Here is a 15,592-nt window from a genome sequence, read left to right on the forward strand (position 1 = left end):
TGGAAAACTCCCTCACCCACCCGGGTGAGCGTCACCCGCTCGGCAGCTCGAGATCGCTCTTGTTCAGCTCCTCGATGTTCACGTCCTTGAACGTGAGCACCCGAACCTGCTTCACGAACCGCGCCGGCCGATACATGTCCCACACCCAGGCATCCGCCATGGACACCTCGAAGAACACCTCACCCTGGACCGAGTGCACCTGCATCTCGTAGTCGTTGGTCAGGTAGAAGCGCCGCTCGGTCTCGATCACGTATTTGAACAGACCGACGACATCGCGGTACTCCCGGTAGAGCTTCAGCTCCATCTCGGTCTCGTACTTCTCGAGGTCCTCGGCGCTCATGGCATGTTCCCCTTCAGCCGTGCGATCCCACCATTGTGCGCCAGTCCTGTGAGCCCCTAGACGATTTCCGGGTCAAGGATCACGGGCCTGGCCGGGGGACCTTCGTCGAGCAGCGTACGCAGCAGCCCGGCGAGTCTGGTCGGATACACCGTCTCATGTGCCCGGGTCAGTTCCGGACACGTCCACCAGCGCGCTCCGGCGACACTGCGCCGCTCCAGCTCGGTCAGCCCGGCGGCCGCGATCTCCGTACGGTCCGTACGAGCCAGGTAGTACCACTCGTCCTGGTTCCAGCGGCGGCCCGCGAACGGGAACGAGCACTTCCGCCGCCACAGCACCGGGCCGAGCTCCACCTCGGTGATGCCCGTCTCCTCGGCGAGTTCCCGCAGGGCGGCCTGTTCACGGGTCTCGTCGCCCTCCACTCCGCCGCCGGGGGTGAACCACCAGTCGTCGGCCGGATCGTCCGGCTCGTGCCCGTGCAGCAGCAGGATGCGGTCCTGCGGGTCGAGCAGCACCACCCGGGCGACCTTGCGCAGCCCGCCCTCAAAGGAGTCCTGGCCCGCCCCCACGGCCTCAGCGGACACCCGCGGGCTCCGCACCGCCCCGCCGGGCACGGGCCGCGCCCGCACGCTTGGCGATCGGGCCGTAGGCGCCCCCGCCCAGGACGAGCACGGCGCCGGCGATCACGGCGGCGATGATCGTCCGCAGCGGTCCGGGCGAGGAGAGGCCGCCGAGCGCCTCGAAGCCGGTCGGGCGCTCCAGCATGCCCTTCATCGGGTACACGACGGAGTCGACGCGGGCGTCGACGGCGGAGCGCGACACCGTGCCGCTGGCGGCGTCGGTCAGATGGGCGGTGGAGTCCACGGAGCTGCCGCGCTCGTCGCCGAGCAGGAACAGCCGCCCCTTGGGGACGGTCACGGTCGGGAAGTTGCTGATCTCGGCCGCCGTGCCCTTGGGCAGGTAGGGCTCGTCGATCTCCTTGCCGTTGACCTTGAGCTTGCCGTCCTGGCAGCAGGAGACCGTGTCGCCGCCGATGGCGACCACGCGCTTGACCATCGGCGCGTTGGCCCAGGTCGTGTCCTTGAAGACGACGACATCGCCGCGGCGCACATCATCGCCGTCGACGCGCTGCGCGAGGATCCGGTCGCCCGCGTCGATCGTCGGCGTCATGGAACTGGTGGGCACGGTGTAAGGCCGGTAGACCACCGCTCCCCAGGCGAACCCGCCGAGGAAAAGCACGAGGCCCAGCGCGACGGCCAGCCCGGACAACCGCTGTCCGGTCCGGCTGCCCACCGGGCCCGTACCTGTGCCACCGCTGCGCGGGGCCGTGTGCGTCATGCTCTCGCCACCCATGGGTCCGCACCCTACCCGGGGGTACCAGCCGTGGTCAGCCCGCGGTCGGAATCACCGCTTCCGGCGCCACCACAGCACCACGGGCACCGCACCGGCGAGCGCCAGTCCCTGCGGCGCCACCGTAAGGGCGGCCGCGGCCGACCGGGCGTTCAGACCGGACTGGTCGAAGGTGTCCGGCACCGGCAGGTTGTCCCAGCGGTTGATCGGCCAGGCGATGACGACGGCCCGCCCGACGACCTCCTTCACCGGGACCATGCCCTTGTGCCGGTCCGCCTGGTTGTAGCGGGAGTCCCGGGAGTTCTGCCGGTGGTCGCCCATGACCCAGATGTAGCCCTCGGGGACCTTGACCTTGAACTGGCCGCCCTGGTCGTCGACGCTGCACGGCGTGTTGCCCGGGTAGACGTACGCCCGCTCGTCCAGTGCCTTGCCGTTGACCGTCAGCGGGCCTGTGCCCTTGCACTCGATCGTGTCGCCGCCGACGCCGACGACGCGCTTGATGAGGTCCTTCTCCTCGGCGGACGGCATGAGGCCGATCCAGCTGAGGAACGTCTGCAGGGCGTTCGGATCCGTGGTCGGCTCGCCCGCCAGCCAGTTGTCGGGGTCGTGGAAGACGACGACCTCTCCGCGCTCGGGCTCGGAGCCGAACCAGGGGGTGAGCTTGTCGACCAGGACGCGGTCGCCCTGCTGGAGCGTGTTCTGCATCGAGTCGGACGGGATGGAGAACGCCTGCACCAGGAAGGTCTTGATCAGCAGCGCCAGCACCAGCGCGATGCCGATCAGGATGGGCAGCTCCTTCCAGAAGGAACGCGCCTTCTTCGGCGTCCGGTTCGTACCGCCCGGCCCCTGGCCATCGGCTGTGCTGTGCGTGCCTGTCACCCTGTCGCCCTCGGCTGCTCCGGAGTCATTCCCGGAGGTCACGGCGCTGTCCGCGGCCGGGACGGCGGATTCCGCGGGGTGCCCGCGATGCTCCTCGCCATCGTGTCCGGACCGTGCGCCGACCGCCACATCCCCCACGCCAACTCCTCACTCTGTGCCGCCGCCTGCCCCATACACGACGCAGGCCCACCACTCCCATAACGAGCGGGAGTTCCGCAGGGGTCGGGAGCTGGATCGTTCCGTTCGAATCGTCGGAGGCAACCCTATGCGACAGCGGGTCGGCAGCGGTCGACCCGGTGGCCGAGTCGGACACGGAGGCGTACGTGGTCGGTTCCTCCAGCATGTTCCAGTGGCCGAAGGGCCAGGCGATGACCATGGCGCGGCCCACGACCTCGTCCTCGGAGACCGTGCCGCCGTAGTCGGTGTCCTGGTGGGCGCGGGAGTCCGCTGAGTTGTTCCGGTGGTCGCCCATCACCCAGTACCGCCCCTGGGGGACCGTGATCTCGAACGGCGTGTCGGACGGGGCGTTGCCGGGGTACAGATAGTCCTCGTTCAGCGGGATGCCGTTGACGGTCACGCGCCCTTGGGTGTCACAGCACTTGACCTTGTCGCCGCCGACGCCGACGACCCGCTTGATGAGGTCCTTCTCGTCCTCGGACGGCAGCAGGCCGATGAAGGTGAGCCCTTCCTTGACCTGCTTGATGACGACGGGGTCTTCCTTCGGGGTGGCGGTCTGGTCGTCCTGGAGCCAGCCGCCGGGGTCCTTGAAGACGACGACGTCCCCGCGCTGCGGCTCGGAGCCGAACCACGGGGTGAGCTTGTCGACCAGGACGCGGTCGCCGATCTGGATCGTCTGCTCCATGGAGCCCGACGGGATGACGAAGGCCTGGACGAGGAAGGTCTTCAGCACGAGGGCTATGAGGACGGCGACGCCGACGAGGAGCGGTATCTCCTTGACGGCGCCGCGCCTGCGGCGCCGCTTGACCTTGCGCTGAAGCTTGCGCCGCTCGGCGCGGGTACGTCCGCCGGACGGGCTGGCGGCGCGCCGGGCGCCGGTGGGCAGCAGGTTTTCCGCGGCGCTCGTGGCGACGCCGCGCGGCTTGCCGCGGTTACCCATGGGCGCCCGCCCTGTCGGCGGGCGCGGGCACGCGCGCGTAGGCGTCCGGGCGCTGCAGCCGGGTGGCGTGGCCGAAGGGCCAGACGATCCAGTCGGCGCGGCCGATCACGCCGCCGACGGGGATCATGCCGCCGCCCGGGGAGCCGAGGTGGTCGCGGGAGTCGCTGGAGTCGGCTCGGTGGTCGCCGAGCACGAACAGGGTGCCGTCGGGCACCACGACGTCGAAGGGAACCTCGGAGGGGCTGTCCCCGGGGTACAGGAAGCCCGACTCGTCGACCGGCCGGCCGTTCACCTGGATCCTCCCCTTCTTGTCGCAGCAGACCACGCGGTCCGCTCCCACACCGACAACGCGCTTGATGTAGTCCGCGTGCCCGAAGTACCCCGTCCCGTCGAACACGACGATGTCTCCCCGCTGCGGCCGGGCACCGAAACGGTACGCCAACTTATTTACGAGAACCCGGTCCCCGATCCTCAATCCCCGCTCCATGGATCCGCTGGGGATCTGGAACGGGCGCAGCACGAACGTACTGAGCAGCAGCAGGAAAATCAGGCATGTGAGCAGGGTCAGAGTGATCCGGCCGCCGGGTACCCAGGCGCTGACACGCGACACCAACGCGAAACGCGACCGTTCCTCCGGCGCTCCTGGGTCCGAGGTCTCCTCGGAGTCGGAAGGGCGGGAGGAGCGGTCGCGCTCCGTCGGCTGTGCTTCGGTGTCCATCGGAGCCAGATGTTATCCGGCCCCGACGCGAACCCCGGAGAGCGCTCAGTTCTCGCGCTTCTCCTTGATCTTCGCGGCCTTGCCGCGCAGCTCGCGCAGGTAGTACAGCTTGGCGCGGCGGACGTCACCCTTGGTGACGAGCTCGATCTTCTCGACGATCGGGGTGTGCACCGGGAAGGTGCGCTCGACGCCGACGGAGAAGGAGACCTTGCGGACCGTGAAGGTCTCGCGCACGCCGGAGCCCTGGCGGCGGATCACAACGCCCTTGAACTGCTGCACACGGGAGCGGTTGCCCTCGATGACGCGCACGTGGACGTTGACGGTGTCACCCGGGCGGAAGGCCGGGACGTCGCTGCGCAGCGACGCGGAGTCGACGGTGTCGAGCAGGTGAGACATTTCGTCTGCTTTCTTCGCTGATGCCACAGGTCATCAACGGAAACTAGGTGTTTCGGATCTGGGCTGTACGCGTCGGAACGGGCGTCATCTCCCCCTGTGGCAGGGGCGCACGCCGGACGGACGCACAACAGCGAGCTATTCTTCCACGCCGTCGGTCCTGCGCCAAAATCGGCCGTACGGCTCCCCCGCCGGGTCCGGTGACCAGCCCAGGATGGAGAGCATCTCGCGGTCCTTCTTGTCGAAGGCCTTCGGGTCGCACCGCTCGATGAGGTCGGGCCGGTGCGCGGTCGTACGCTTCAGGGCCTCGTCCCGGCGCCAGCGGGCGATCTTCCCGTGGTGGCCGCTGAGCAGCACGTCGGGGATGTCCCGGCCGCGCCACTCGGGCGGCTTGGTGTAGACGGGCCCCTCCAGCAGGCTCGCCATGGCACCGGGCGCGAAGGAGTCGTCCCGGTGGGACTCGGCGTTGCCGAGGACGCCCGGCAGCAGTCGCGCCACGGCCTCGGTGACGACGAGGACGGCCGCCTCGCCGCCGGCCAGGACGTAGTCGCCGATGGACACCTCGTACACCGGCATCCGTGTCGCGTACTCGTCGACGACCCGCCGGTCGATGCCCTCGTAGCGGGCCGGCGTGAAGATCAGCCAGGGGCGCTCGGAGAGCTGGACGGCGAGTTCCTGGGTGAAGGGGCGTCCGCTCGGCGTGGGCACGATGAGGGCGGGCTCGCGGGAGCCGGTCTCGTAGCCGTCGGCCAGGACCGAGTCGAGCGCGTCTCCCCAGGGCTCGGTCTTCATGACCATGCCGGGGCCGCCGCCGTAGGGCGTGTCGTCGACGGTGTTGTGGCGGTCGTAGGTCCAGGACCGCAGGTCGTGCACCTGGACGTCGAGCTGTCCACGCGCGCGTGCCTTGCCGACGAGGGAGACGTTCAGCGGTTCCAGGTACTCGGGGAAGATCGTGACGACGTCGAGGCGCATCACGACTCGTCCCGGCTGGAGGCGATCTCGGCGCGGTCGTCGATCAGGCCCGGCGGCGGGGTGATGACGGCCTTCTGCTCCTCGAGGTCGATCTCGGCGACGATCTCCTCGACGAAGGGGATCAGCACCTCGCTGCCGTCGGGGCGCTCCACGATGAACAGGTCCTGCGAGGGCAGGTGCGAGATCTCCGTGATCCGGCCGACCTCGGTGCCGTCGGCGGTGACCACATCGAGGTCCATGAGCTGGTGGTCGTAGTACTCGTCCTCGCCCTCGGGCAGTTCCTCCGGGTCGATCTCGGCGATCAGGAGGGTGTTGCGCAGGGCTTCGGCGCCGGTGCGGTCGCTGACGCCCTCGAAGCGCAGCAGGAGACGGCCGCTGTGGACGCGGCCCGTCTCGATGGTGAGCGGTCCCGTGGCGGCGGGATCGGTGGCGAGTACGGCGCCGGGCGCGAGCCTGAGCTCCGGCTCGTCGGTACGGACCTCGACGGTGACCTCGCCCTTGATGCCATGGGCACGGCCGATCCGTGCGACTACCAGCTGCACGTGTCCAACTCTCCTGTCATACGACTGCGGGCCGGGGACGGCCCTGTGGGCCCTCCCCGGCCCGAGCCGGTTGCGATAAGCGTCAGCGGACGTGGTCCACGTCGACGAGGTCGACGCGGACACCGCGACCGCCGATGGCGCCCACGACGGTGCGCAGGGCGCGTGCGGTGCGGCCGTTGCGGCCGATCACCTTGCCGAGGTCGTCCGGGTGCACCCGGACCTCGAGTACCCGCCCGCGGCGCAGGTTGCGCGAGGCGACCTGCACATCGTCAGGGTTGTCGACGATGCCCTTCACGAGGTGCTCGAGAGCCTCCTCGAGCATGCTCAGGCCTCGGTCGACGCGGACTCAGCGGCCGCCTCGTCCTTCTTCTCAGCCTTCTTCTTCTGGGTGATGGCCTCACCCTTGCCCTCGTCCTCGCCACCAAGGGCCTCGAACGACGGGCGGGCCGACTTCTCGGCGGCCTGCAGCAGCGGAGCCGGGGCGGGCTCGCCCTTGTACTTCTGCCAGTCGCCGGTCTTCTTGAGGATGGCGAGCACGGGCTCGGTCGGCTGCGCGCCGACACCCAGCCAGTACGCCACACGCTCGGCGTCGACCTCGATCACCGACGGGTTGTACGTCGGGTGGTACTTGCCGATCTCCTCGATCGCACGGCCGTCACGGCGGGTGCGGGAGTCGGCGACGACGATGCGGTAGTGAGGCGAACGGATCTTGCCCAGACGCTTCAGCTTGATCTTGACTGCCACGGGAGTGGATTCTCCTGGTTTTGACGTGGTTGGGCACGGCGAGAGAAGCCGCGTGGGGTTGCGGTACCCGAGTGCCCGATGGACGCGTCAGCCGGAGGAGAGAGGGGTCCTGTGCGACTGTCGAGTACAGCTAGCCATTGTGCCACACCCCGCCGGGCGGCTTTGCCGGGGGTGCGCCGCTCCCCGGGCATGCCGGGCCGGCACCCGGCGCGGAGGTGAGATGCGTCGGGTGCACACCCCGGCGGCGCGTCTCGACCGGCAGCCACGAGATGCCGGTGCAGACGTCAGCCAGCCACCGCTCCCGCCCCCACGACGTCCGGGATGCGGAACGGCTTGCCGCAGCCGCCGCAGACGATCGGCGCCTGGGCGAGTACGGACGGCACCACGCGGACGTTGCGACCGCAGTCGCAGACCGCCTTGACGCGTACGCCGCCACCGGAGGAGCCATGGCGCGCGGCCGGGCCCCGGAAGGTGCGGGAGGTGTCGGAGGAGGTCGCGGCCGTGTGGGCCTTCAGGGCGCGCTGGAGGCGTTCCATCGTCGGGCGGTAGCGGCGCTTCGCCTCGGGGGTGAGCGTGACCAGGGAGAAACCGCTGCTGGGATGCGGTTCCTCGGGGTGGTCCAGGCCCAGCTCCTCGGCGATCGCGAGGAATCTGCGGTTGTGGTAGCGGCCGGCACGGGAGGTGTCGCGGACGCCGCGCGAGGCGGCGATGCCATGGACTGCCTCATGGAGCAGTCGCTCGAAGGAGAGCTCGTGACCGCACGCGGACGACGACTCCCCGATCAGGGACTCTGGCGCGGCAAGGTCGGGCAACTCGGGGTGGTACCGCTGAATGTCGGCCCACGCCTGTGCCAGCTCTGCGGCGAGAACAGGTGGTGTCTGTGTCGTGCTCACGTAATGACAACGAGCCGGGGGGCCACAGTGTTCCGATTCCGGGCCATCCCAAATAATTTGCACGTACCCGTCAGTTGCCTCTGATGCGTCCCGACGAGGGCGCCTGCGCTGATCTGTGGAGAAGCCTCGCAGCTCACCACAAGGTGGTGCGTAGTTCCGCGTACGCCCCGGCGCGTAGATCAGGTCCACGCGCCGGGGAGCCAGAGGTCCGCGCGCACGCAAGAGGCGTTTCGGCCGCCTTCGTCCCGATCAGTAAGCGCGTGCCACGACGGCGACGTTACCGGGTGCGTCGTCGGCGTCCGGCACCGACCCGTCCTCCGCGACCAGACACCGTACGGTCGCCGCGTGATCGGCGAGCTTGGACTCGCCCTCCTCGCCGAGCACGGCCCAGGGGATACGCGCCCAGCCGCCGGCGGTGGCCGCCTCGACGGCCTCCTCGAAGGTGGAGACCTCGGTCGTACGGGACTCGCGGCGCTCGCGGGACTGCTTCAGCAGCAGTGCCTGGTCCTCCTCCAGGATCTCGGGCAGCAGCGACACCAGGGAGTCCAGGGACACCGGCTCCTTGCCGCCCGGGATGCGGCGGGCCAGCATCGCCGTGCCGTTCTCCAGATCGCGCGGTCCGACCTCGATGCGCACCGGGACGCCCTTGAGCTCCCAGTCGACGGCGCGGCGGCCGAAGGGGGTGTCGGTGCGGTCGTCGACCTGGACGCGGACACCGGCCGCCTTCAGCCGGTCGCCGAGCTCGCGGACCTTGGCCAGAACCGCCTCGTCGCCCTTGATCGCGAGCACCACGGCCTGGATCTGCGCGAGCCGCGGCGGGACCCGCAGGCCGTTGTCGTCGCCGTGCATCATCACCAGGGCGCCGATCATGCGGGTGGTGGAGCCCCAGGAGGTCTGCCAGACCAGTTCCTGCTTGCCGTCCTTGGACAGGTACCGGGTGTTGAAGGCCTTCGCGAAGTTCTGGCCCAGCTCATGGCTGGTGGCCATCTGGAGGGCCTTGCCGTCGCCCATCATGCCTTCGAGCGTGAGGGTGTTGACCGCTCCGGCGAACCGTTCCTTGACCGTCTTGCGGCCCGGGACGACGTCCATCGCGAGGACGTTGAGCATGAAGTCCTCGTAGACCTGCCGGTGGATGTGCGCGGCGAAGTCGCGCGCCTCCTCGTAGGTGGCGTGTGCGGTGTGGCCCTCCTGCCAGAGGAACTCGGAGGTGCGCAGGAACAGGCGGGGCCGCAGTTCCCAGCGCACGACGTTCGCCCACTGGTTGATGAGCAGCGGCAGGTCGCGGTAGCTCTGCACCCACTTCGAGAAGTAGTCGTTGATGATCATCTCGGAGGTGGGCCGGACCACGGCGGGCTCTTCGAGTTCCTTGCCGCCGCCGTGGGTGACCACGGCCAGCTCGGGCGCGAAGCCCTCGACGTGGTCCGCTTCCCTGGCCAGGTACGACTGGGGGATCAGCAGCGGGAAGTACGCGTTCTGGGTGCCCGTCTCCTTGATGCGGGCGTCCATCTCGGACTGCATCCGCTCCCACAGCCCGTACCCGTACGGTCGGATGACCATGGTGCCGCGCACCGGACCGTTGTCGGCGAGTTCCGCCTTGGTGATCAAGTCCTGGTACCAGCGCGGGAAATCGTCCGCCCTGGGAGTGAGTACGGGTGCCTTGGCCATGGCGAGATGGTACGGGCCCAAGTTGCCGGAATGTGAAATCTCGCCATAGGCACATGACAACTCACATGCCCGGGCGCATTCCACTGGACGACAGGTCGAGGGGGGAGTTTCCTGGCATACGGGGGTAGTGCGAGCGCACTGTCACGGGGGCCATGGAATCGGGCAAGAGGCAACTCTCGGCGGATTGGGGCGCTTACTTATGACACCTACGCTCGTGCGGCAGCACCTGCCTCACGCGGGGGCCGCACCCCGCGTGGACCTGCGTGCACGCGCGCGTGACTGGTCCGAGATCCAGGAGCGGATGCTCGTACCGCTCTACGAGGCCGTCCACGAGCGACTGGACGTGGGTCCCGCCACGCGGCTGCTCGGCCTCGGCTGCGGCTCCGGGCTCGCCCTGCTGATGGCCGCCGCCCGGGGAGCCGCGGTCACCGGTGTCGACTCCTCCCCCGAAAGAATGACCTTCGCGCGGGAGCGGCTGCGGCCCGAGGCGTGGGGCACGCGCGCGCGTGCCGAGGCCCGGCTGGTCGAGGGCTCGCCCCGGGACGCGGAGGTGCCGGCTGCTCCGGCGTACACCCTGGTGACCGCCTTCGAGCCGATCGGGTGCCTGGCGGGCGACTCGGAGGGGATGAGCGAGCTGCTCGCGGAGGCGACGCCGCTCGCCGAGCGCGGTGCGGCCGTGGTGCTGGCCGGCTGGGGGCCTCCGGAGCGGTGCGCCACGACGTCCGTGCTGCGGGTCGCCACGAAGCTGGCGGAGCCGCTGCGCAACACGGGCAGTTGGCGTCCCGCCCTCCGTGACGACCTGGAGGACGTCGCCCAGCGGGCCGGGCTCAAGCCGGACGGATCCGGGCGGGTGGCGTGCCCCTTCGGCTACGCGGACGTGGACAGCGCGGTGCGCGGGCTCAAGTCGACGGGGCTGTTCGACGCGGCCATGACCGCGACCGATCAGGTGCAGGTCGACAAGGAGCTGACCGAGGCACTGCATCCGCATCAGCGGCAGGACGGGACCGTGTGGATGCCCAATGTGTTCCGGTATCTGATCGCCCGGGTTCCATAAAGATCGCAGTTTCTCCGGTGCAGGTGTGAATGGTGTGAAGAAAGCGCGGTGCGGTGCTTCTGGCGGCCTCAAGTGGATCTTGAGCGCTTAATCTGATCCACCGCTCGGGGGATCTACACATCTGCATACAGGAGCTGCTTTGCCGCACCACACGACCGCGCTGCGTCTCGTCGCGCCCGTCGCCGTTCTCGCCCTGTCTCTCACCGCCTGCGGAGGCGGCGACGACAACGCCGACGCGAAGAGCCCGGCCACCGGGAAGGCCAAGGTCTCCCCCTCGCCGGAGCCGACGTCCGGCGGCGAGATGGGCAGCGGCGAGAGCGCCACGGGCAAGGTCGACGAGGACCCGGGCAAGGTCACCTACGAGATCCTGGCGCAGAAGGTCGAGGTGGGCACCGAGGCCGAGGCCGCCAAGGCCGTCTCGGAACCGAGCAAGGTCAAGGGCAAGGTGCTGGCCACCGCGTACCTGAAGTACACCCACAAGAGCGGCCCCGCCCTCACCGACGGATCCGACGTGCACGACAGCACCACCCTCTCCGCGGACGGGCAGCGCGGCAGCGTCCTCATCGGCGCGGCCGAGGACGCCGCGGGCTGCGAGGACCCCTACGACGTCGACAGCTGGAAGCAGGGCGAGAGCCACGTCTTCTGCGAGACCTACGTGATCCCGGCGAACGCCAAGAGCGTCGAGGTCAACTGGTCCGAGGAGGACGGCGAGCCCTTCGTCTGGAAGTTCCCCAACGCCTGACCTGACCGCAACGCCAGAGGGCGCCCCCTTCTCGGAAGGGGGCGCCCTCTGTGTCGTTCGTGCGGGAGGGGCCGTCAGCCCATGAACTTCTTGAACTCGTCGGGGAGCTCGAAGTCCTTGCCGCCCTGCTGCGGCAGCCCGAAGGCGCCGCCGCCCTCGGCCGCAGCGGCCCGGCGGGCGGCCTCCTCCTGCTCCTGCTGCTTGCGCTTCATCGGGTTGCCGGAGCGCTGCTTGCCCTTGGCCTGCTTCTGCTTCTTCTTCGTCCGGCCGGGACCGCCGCCCATGCCCGGCATGCCGGGCATCCCGGGCATGCCGCCGCCCTGGGCCATGCGGGACATCATCTTGCGGGCCTCGAAGAAGCGCTCGACCAGGTTCTTCACCGCGCTGACGTCGACACCGGAACCCCGCGCGATACGGGCGCGGCGCGAGCCGTTGATGATCGTCGGCTCCTGGCGCTCGGCCGGGGTCATCGACTTGATGATGGCGGCCGTACGGTCGACGTCGCGCTCGTCGAGGTTCTGGATCTGGTCCTTCATCTGGCCCATGCCCGGGAGCATGCCGAGCAGCTTGGAGATGGAGCCCATCTTCCGGACCTGCTCCATCTGGGCCAGGAAGTCGTCCAGGGTGAAGTCCTGGCCCTTCTTGGACGCCAGCTTGGAGGCCATCTTCTCGGCCTCTTCCTGGCTGAACGTCTTCTCCGCCTGCTCGATCAGGGTGAGCAGGTCACCCATGTCGAGGATGCGGGAGGCCATCCGGTCAGGGTGGAAGGCGTCGAAGTCGTCGAGCTTCTCGCCGTTCGACGCGAACATGATCGGCTTGCCGGTGATCTGCCGGATCGACAGGGCCGCACCACCGCGGGCGTCACCGTCGAGCTTGGAGAGCACCACGCCGTCGAAGCCGACGCCGTCGCGGAAGGCCTCGGCGGTGTTGACCGCGTCCTGGCCGATCATCGCGTCGACGACGAACAGGATCTCCTCGGGGCTGACCGCGTCCCGGATGTCGGCGGCCTGCTGCATCATCTCCTGGTCGATGCCCAGGCGGCCGGCGGTGTCCACGATCACGATGTCGTGGACCTTGGACTTGGCGTGCTCGATGGAGTCCTTGGCGACCTTGACCGGGTCGCCGACGCCGTTGCCCGGCTCCGGGGCGTAGATGCCTACGCCCGCGCGCTGGGCGACGACGCTGAGCTGGTTCACGGCGTTCGGGCGCTGGAGGTCACAGGCGACCAGCAGCGGCGAGTGGCCCTGCTCCTTCAGCCAGCGGCCCAGCTTGCCCGCGAGGGTGGTCTTACCGGCACCCTGCAGACCCGCCAGCATGATCACGGTGGGCGGCTGCTTGGCGAAGCGCAGGCGCCGGGTCTCGCCGCCGAGGATGGTGACGAGTTCCTCGTTGACGATCTTGAGGACCTGCTGGGCGGGGTTCAGCGCCTTGCTGACCTCGGCACCGAGGGCGCGCTCCTTGACGTTCTTGATGAACGTCCGGACGACCGGCAGCGCCACGTCCGCCTCGAGGAGGGCGATCCGGATGTCCCGGGCCGTGGCGTCGATGTCCGCTTCGCTGAGACGCCCCTTGCCGCGCAGGTTCTTGAAGGTCGCTGAGAGGCGATCGGAAAGAGTATCGAACACGGCGCTCGCGGTCCTCAGGGTTGGTGGCTACAGGGAATCGCCCTCCAGGGTATCCCGGCGTGACAAGTCGCCGGGTCGGCCTCACCCACGCAGTGTCTCCTCCAGCTTCCGCGCCACCGACACCGCCTCGTCCCCGGGCAGGGGCGCGCCCTCCGGGCCGGTCACGTAGAAGGCGTCCACGGCGTTGGCGCCGAGCGTCGAGACATGCGCGCTGCGCACCCGCACGCTCGCGTCCTCCAGGGCGCGGCCGATGCGGAACAGCAGGCCGGGGGCGTCCTGGGAGCGTACCTCGATGACCGTGGCCAGCCGAGAGGCGGCGGGGTGGACCGACACCCGGGGCGGCGGGGCGACCACGCCCCGGCGGCGCGGATAGGCCGCGTCCCGTTCGGCGAGGCGGCCTGCGATGTCCAGGGAGCCGTCCAGGGCCCTCACCAGGTCCGCGCGCAGCCGGGCAGCCTGCGGCAGGGAGCCGTACTCGGCGGCGACCCGCCAGTCCAGCAGCAGGACGGAGCCGTCGACGCCGTCCGGGAGGGTCAGGGAGCGCAGTTCCGCCGTGCGCACGGTCAGCCGGTGCATGGCGAGGACACCGGCGACCGCGGGCAGCACGCCCGGCTGGTCGGGGACGGCGATGAGAAGTTCCACACCCAGCGGCTCGGGATCACCGGACGGCTCCTGTCCGGCGGGCGGCTCGGTCTGCGCCCGCAGGGCGAGGACCGGACTGCCCGTCGCGGCCGCCTCTAGGGCGAGCCGCTCCTGCTCGGCGGTCGGCGCGCCCTCCTCCGGGTCGTCGGGGGCGTCCCCGGCGAGCACCGCCGCGACCCGCTTGACGAGGTCGGCGACGAGCGAGCCGCGCCAGGACGACCAGGCGGCCGGTCCGGTGGCCAGGGCGTCGGCCTCGGTGAGCGCGTGCAGCAGCTCCAGGGTGCCCTGGGAGCCGACGGCGTCGGCGACGGAGCGCACGGTGGCCGGATCCTCCAGGTCACGCCGGGTGGCCGTCTCGACGAGGAGCAGATGGTGCCGTACGAGGGTGGCGACGACCGTCACGTCGTGGCGGTCGAAGCCGATGCGGGCGGCCACGTCCTTGGCGATGATCTCGCCGGCCACGGAGTGGTCGCCGGGCCAGCCCTTGCCGATGTCGTGCAGCAGCGCCGCGACCAGCAGCAGGTCGGGGCGGCTGACCCGGCGGGTGAACTCGGAGGCCTGGACGGCGGTCTCGATGAGGTGCCGGTCGACGGTCCACAGGTGCACGGCGTTGCGCTGCGGGCGGCAGCGGACCCGCTCCCAGTCGGGCAGCAGCCGGGTGATCAGCCCCTCGGCCTCCAGCGCCTCCCAGACCTCCACGGTCGGGCGGCCGGAGCCGAGCAGGGTCACGAGCTGTTCGCGCGCCTCGGCGGGCCAAGGCGTGGGCACTGGGCGCGTGGCGGCGGCCATGCGCCGTACGGCGTGCAGGGAGAGCGGGAGTCCGGCCTGCGCGGCGGCCGCCGCGGCGCGCAGCGGCAGCACGGGGTCGCGCTCGGGGCGCGCGGCACGGGCGAGCACCACCTCGCCGTCCTGCTCCACCACCCCCTCGGCCAGCGGAGACCGCTCCGCCACGGGCTTCCCGCCGCCCAGCATGGCGCGCAGCCTGGGCCGCACCGCGCGCGACCGCAGCACGCGCCCCACCTCGCGCCAGGTGACATCGCTGGCGTACGAGACGAGCCGTGCCGCCTCGTACACCTGCCGCAGCAGGGTGTCTGCGTCGAGCAGGCCGAGCTCGGCGGCCACCTGGTCCTGCTCCTGGAGCGCGAGCCGGTCGGTGGCGCGCCCGGTGGCCAGGTGCAGGGCGTCCCGTACGTCGAGCAGCCGGCGCCGGGCGTCGGCGAGGCCCTCGCGCGGGGCGTCGGCGAGCCAGGAGGCGGCGACGGCGCGCAGGGTGGTGGCGTCGCGCAGCCCGCCCCGGGCCTCCTTCAGGTCGGGCTCCAGCAGGTACTGCAGCTCGCCCTGGCGCTCGGCGCGCTCCGCGCACAGTTCCTGGAGTTCGGGGAGGCGCTTGGGCGCCTGGTTGCGCCAGTCGGCCAGCACGGCCGTGCGCAGCCCGGCGGTGAGGCCCAGGTCGCCGGCGATGTGCCGGGCGTCCAGCAGGCCGAGCTGCACCTTGAGGTCCTCGCCGGCCGTCTTGCGGGCCTCCGCGGGCGTGCGCACGGAGTGGTCGAGGTCCAGGCCCAGGTCCCAGACGGGATACCAGAGCCGGTCGGCGAGGGCGGCGACCGCCTTGGGGTCGCCGCCGTCGTGCAGCAGGAGCAGGTCGAGGTCGCTGCGGGGCGACAGCTCGCCGCGTCCGTAGCCGCCGACGGCGACCAGGGAGGCCCCGCGCAGTCCCTCCGCCCCGGCGGCGAACAGGCCGGTGAGCCACTCGTCCGTCAGTTCGGCCAGGGCCGAACGGCGCGGCGGCCCGGACCGCGTCTCCTCGGTGAGGAGACGCAGCCGGGCCGCCGCGTAGCCGCTGGGTCCCGAGTCCTCTGCTTCCTTCTGCACGTCCGTACCCGTCACCCGGCGACTCCTGTTCTGTTTGCCTGCCTTGG

The 15,592-nt window shown here is 70.4% G+C and carries 17 protein-coding genes; 2 read left to right on the forward strand and 15 right to left on the reverse strand.

The window, feature by feature from the left end:
- Positions 1–31: 31 nt before the first annotated feature.
- The 13 genes from KJK29_RS09550 to proS form a co-directional block, all read right to left on the reverse strand.
- A complete protein-coding gene (locus KJK29_RS09550) occupies positions 32–340 on the reverse strand; it encodes a DUF2469 domain-containing protein (RefSeq protein WP_003993268.1) in 309 nt (102 codons plus the stop codon).
- 56 nt (positions 341–396) lie between these two features.
- Positions 397–921, reverse strand: coding sequence for an NUDIX hydrolase (locus tag KJK29_RS09555; RefSeq protein ID WP_215118286.1), 525 nt, complete (start codon positions 919–921; stop codon positions 397–399).
- Entirely contained in the window at positions 911–1,690 is a 780-nt protein-coding gene (lepB, locus tag KJK29_RS09560; protein WP_215118287.1) for a signal peptidase I, read from the reverse strand. Before lepB (KJK29_RS09560) ends, KJK29_RS09555 begins: the two co-directional genes overlap by 11 nt.
- A gap of 51 nt (positions 1,691–1,741) precedes the next feature.
- Positions 1,742–2,704 (reverse strand): signal peptidase I, encoded by a 963-nt coding sequence (gene lepB / locus KJK29_RS09565; RefSeq protein WP_215118288.1) that lies wholly within the window; start codon positions 2,702–2,704, stop codon positions 1,742–1,744.
- Positions 2,592–3,683 carry a signal peptidase I gene (gene lepB, locus KJK29_RS09570; protein WP_215118289.1) on the reverse strand — a complete coding sequence of 364 codons (1,092 nt, stop codon included), beginning with the start codon at positions 3,681–3,683 and terminating at the stop codon, positions 2,592–2,594. Before lepB (KJK29_RS09570) ends, lepB (KJK29_RS09565) begins: the two co-directional genes overlap by 113 nt.
- Positions 3,676–4,401, reverse strand: coding sequence for a signal peptidase I (gene lepB / locus KJK29_RS09575; protein WP_215118290.1), 726 nt, complete (start codon positions 4,399–4,401; stop codon positions 3,676–3,678). Before lepB (KJK29_RS09575) ends, lepB (KJK29_RS09570) begins: the two co-directional genes overlap by 8 nt.
- A 45-nt stretch (positions 4,402–4,446) precedes the next feature.
- Positions 4,447–4,797, reverse strand: coding sequence for a 50S ribosomal protein L19 (gene rplS / locus KJK29_RS09580; RefSeq protein WP_030852073.1), 351 nt, complete (start codon positions 4,795–4,797; stop codon positions 4,447–4,449).
- 135 nt (positions 4,798–4,932) lie between these two features.
- A complete protein-coding gene (gene trmD / locus KJK29_RS09585) occupies positions 4,933–5,766 on the reverse strand; it encodes a tRNA (guanosine(37)-N1)-methyltransferase TrmD (RefSeq protein ID WP_215118291.1) in 834 nt (277 codons plus the stop codon).
- Positions 5,766–6,308, reverse strand: coding sequence for a ribosome maturation factor RimM (gene rimM, locus KJK29_RS09590; protein WP_215118292.1), 543 nt, complete (start codon positions 6,306–6,308; stop codon positions 5,766–5,768). The genes trmD and rimM overlap by 1 nt, the downstream gene beginning before the upstream one ends.
- Before the next feature lie 82 nt (positions 6,309–6,390).
- The gene (locus KJK29_RS09595; protein ID WP_003973401.1) at positions 6,391–6,630 is read right to left on the reverse strand and encodes an RNA-binding protein; all 240 of its coding nucleotides are present in this window, start codon (positions 6,628–6,630) and stop codon (positions 6,391–6,393) included.
- Positions 6,631–6,632: 2 nt separating this feature from the next.
- On the reverse strand, positions 6,633–7,052 hold the full coding sequence (gene rpsP / locus KJK29_RS09600; protein ID WP_215118293.1) for a 30S ribosomal protein S16: 420 nt from the start codon (positions 7,050–7,052) through the stop codon (positions 6,633–6,635).
- Between the two features lie 284 nt (positions 7,053–7,336).
- Complete coding sequence (locus KJK29_RS09605) at positions 7,337–7,945, reverse strand: hypothetical protein (RefSeq protein ID WP_184598513.1); 609 nt, start codon at positions 7,943–7,945, stop codon at positions 7,337–7,339.
- Between the two features lie 249 nt (positions 7,946–8,194).
- A complete protein-coding gene (gene proS, locus KJK29_RS09610; protein ID WP_215118294.1) occupies positions 8,195–9,610 on the reverse strand; it encodes a proline--tRNA ligase in 1,416 nt (471 codons plus the stop codon).
- Positions 9,611–9,809: 199 nt separating this feature from the next.
- Here proS and KJK29_RS09615 point away from each other — a divergent pair, with 199 nt between their 5' ends.
- Entirely contained in the window at positions 9,810–10,664 is an 855-nt protein-coding gene (locus KJK29_RS09615) for a class I SAM-dependent methyltransferase (RefSeq protein ID WP_215118295.1), read from the forward strand.
- A gap of 139 nt (positions 10,665–10,803) precedes the next feature.
- Positions 10,804–11,406 (forward strand): hypothetical protein, encoded by a 603-nt coding sequence (locus tag KJK29_RS09620; protein WP_215118296.1) that lies wholly within the window; start codon positions 10,804–10,806, stop codon positions 11,404–11,406.
- Between the two features lie 74 nt (positions 11,407–11,480).
- Here KJK29_RS09620 and ffh read toward each other — a convergent pair whose 3' ends face one another.
- Positions 11,481–13,031 (reverse strand): signal recognition particle protein, encoded by a 1,551-nt coding sequence (ffh, locus tag KJK29_RS09625; protein WP_215118297.1) that lies wholly within the window; start codon positions 13,029–13,031, stop codon positions 11,481–11,483.
- Positions 13,032–13,112: 81 nt separating this feature from the next.
- Complete coding sequence (locus KJK29_RS09630) at positions 13,113–15,560, reverse strand: [protein-PII] uridylyltransferase (protein WP_215118298.1); 2,448 nt, start codon at positions 15,558–15,560, stop codon at positions 13,113–13,115.
- Positions 15,561–15,592: the final 32 nt, after the last annotated feature.

The organism is Streptomyces koelreuteriae (assembly GCF_018604545.1).
GTDB classification, from domain to species: domain Bacteria; phylum Actinomycetota; class Actinomycetes; order Streptomycetales; family Streptomycetaceae; genus Streptomyces; species Streptomyces koelreuteriae.

Excerpts from the sequence above, each read along its gene's own strand:
- KJK29_RS09550 (WP_003993268.1), bottom strand. The coding sequence starts at position 340 with ATGAGCGCCGAGGACCTCGAGAAGTACGAGACCGAGATGGAGCTGAAG.
- lepB (WP_215118287.1), bottom strand. The coding sequence starts at position 1,690 with ATGGGTGGCGAGAGCATGACGCACACGGCCCCGCGCAGCGGTGGCACA.
- lepB (WP_215118289.1), bottom strand. The coding sequence starts at position 3,683 with ATGGGTAACCGCGGCAAGCCGCGCGGCGTCGCCACGAGCGCCGCGGAA.
- lepB (WP_215118290.1), bottom strand. The coding sequence starts at position 4,401 with ATGGACACCGAAGCACAGCCGACGGAGCGCGACCGCTCCTCCCGCCCT.
- rplS (WP_030852073.1), bottom strand. The coding sequence starts at position 4,797 with ATGTCTCACCTGCTCGACACCGTCGACTCCGCGTCGCTGCGCAGCGAC.
- trmD (WP_215118291.1), bottom strand. The coding sequence starts at position 5,766 with ATGCGCCTCGACGTCGTCACGATCTTCCCCGAGTACCTGGAACCGCTG.
- KJK29_RS09595 (WP_003973401.1), bottom strand. The coding sequence starts at position 6,630 with ATGCTCGAGGAGGCTCTCGAGCACCTCGTGAAGGGCATCGTCGACAAC.
- proS (WP_215118294.1), bottom strand. The coding sequence starts at position 9,610 with ATGGCCAAGGCACCCGTACTCACTCCCAGGGCGGACGATTTCCCGCGC.
- KJK29_RS09615 (WP_215118295.1), top strand. The coding sequence starts at position 9,810 with ATGACACCTACGCTCGTGCGGCAGCACCTGCCTCACGCGGGGGCCGCA.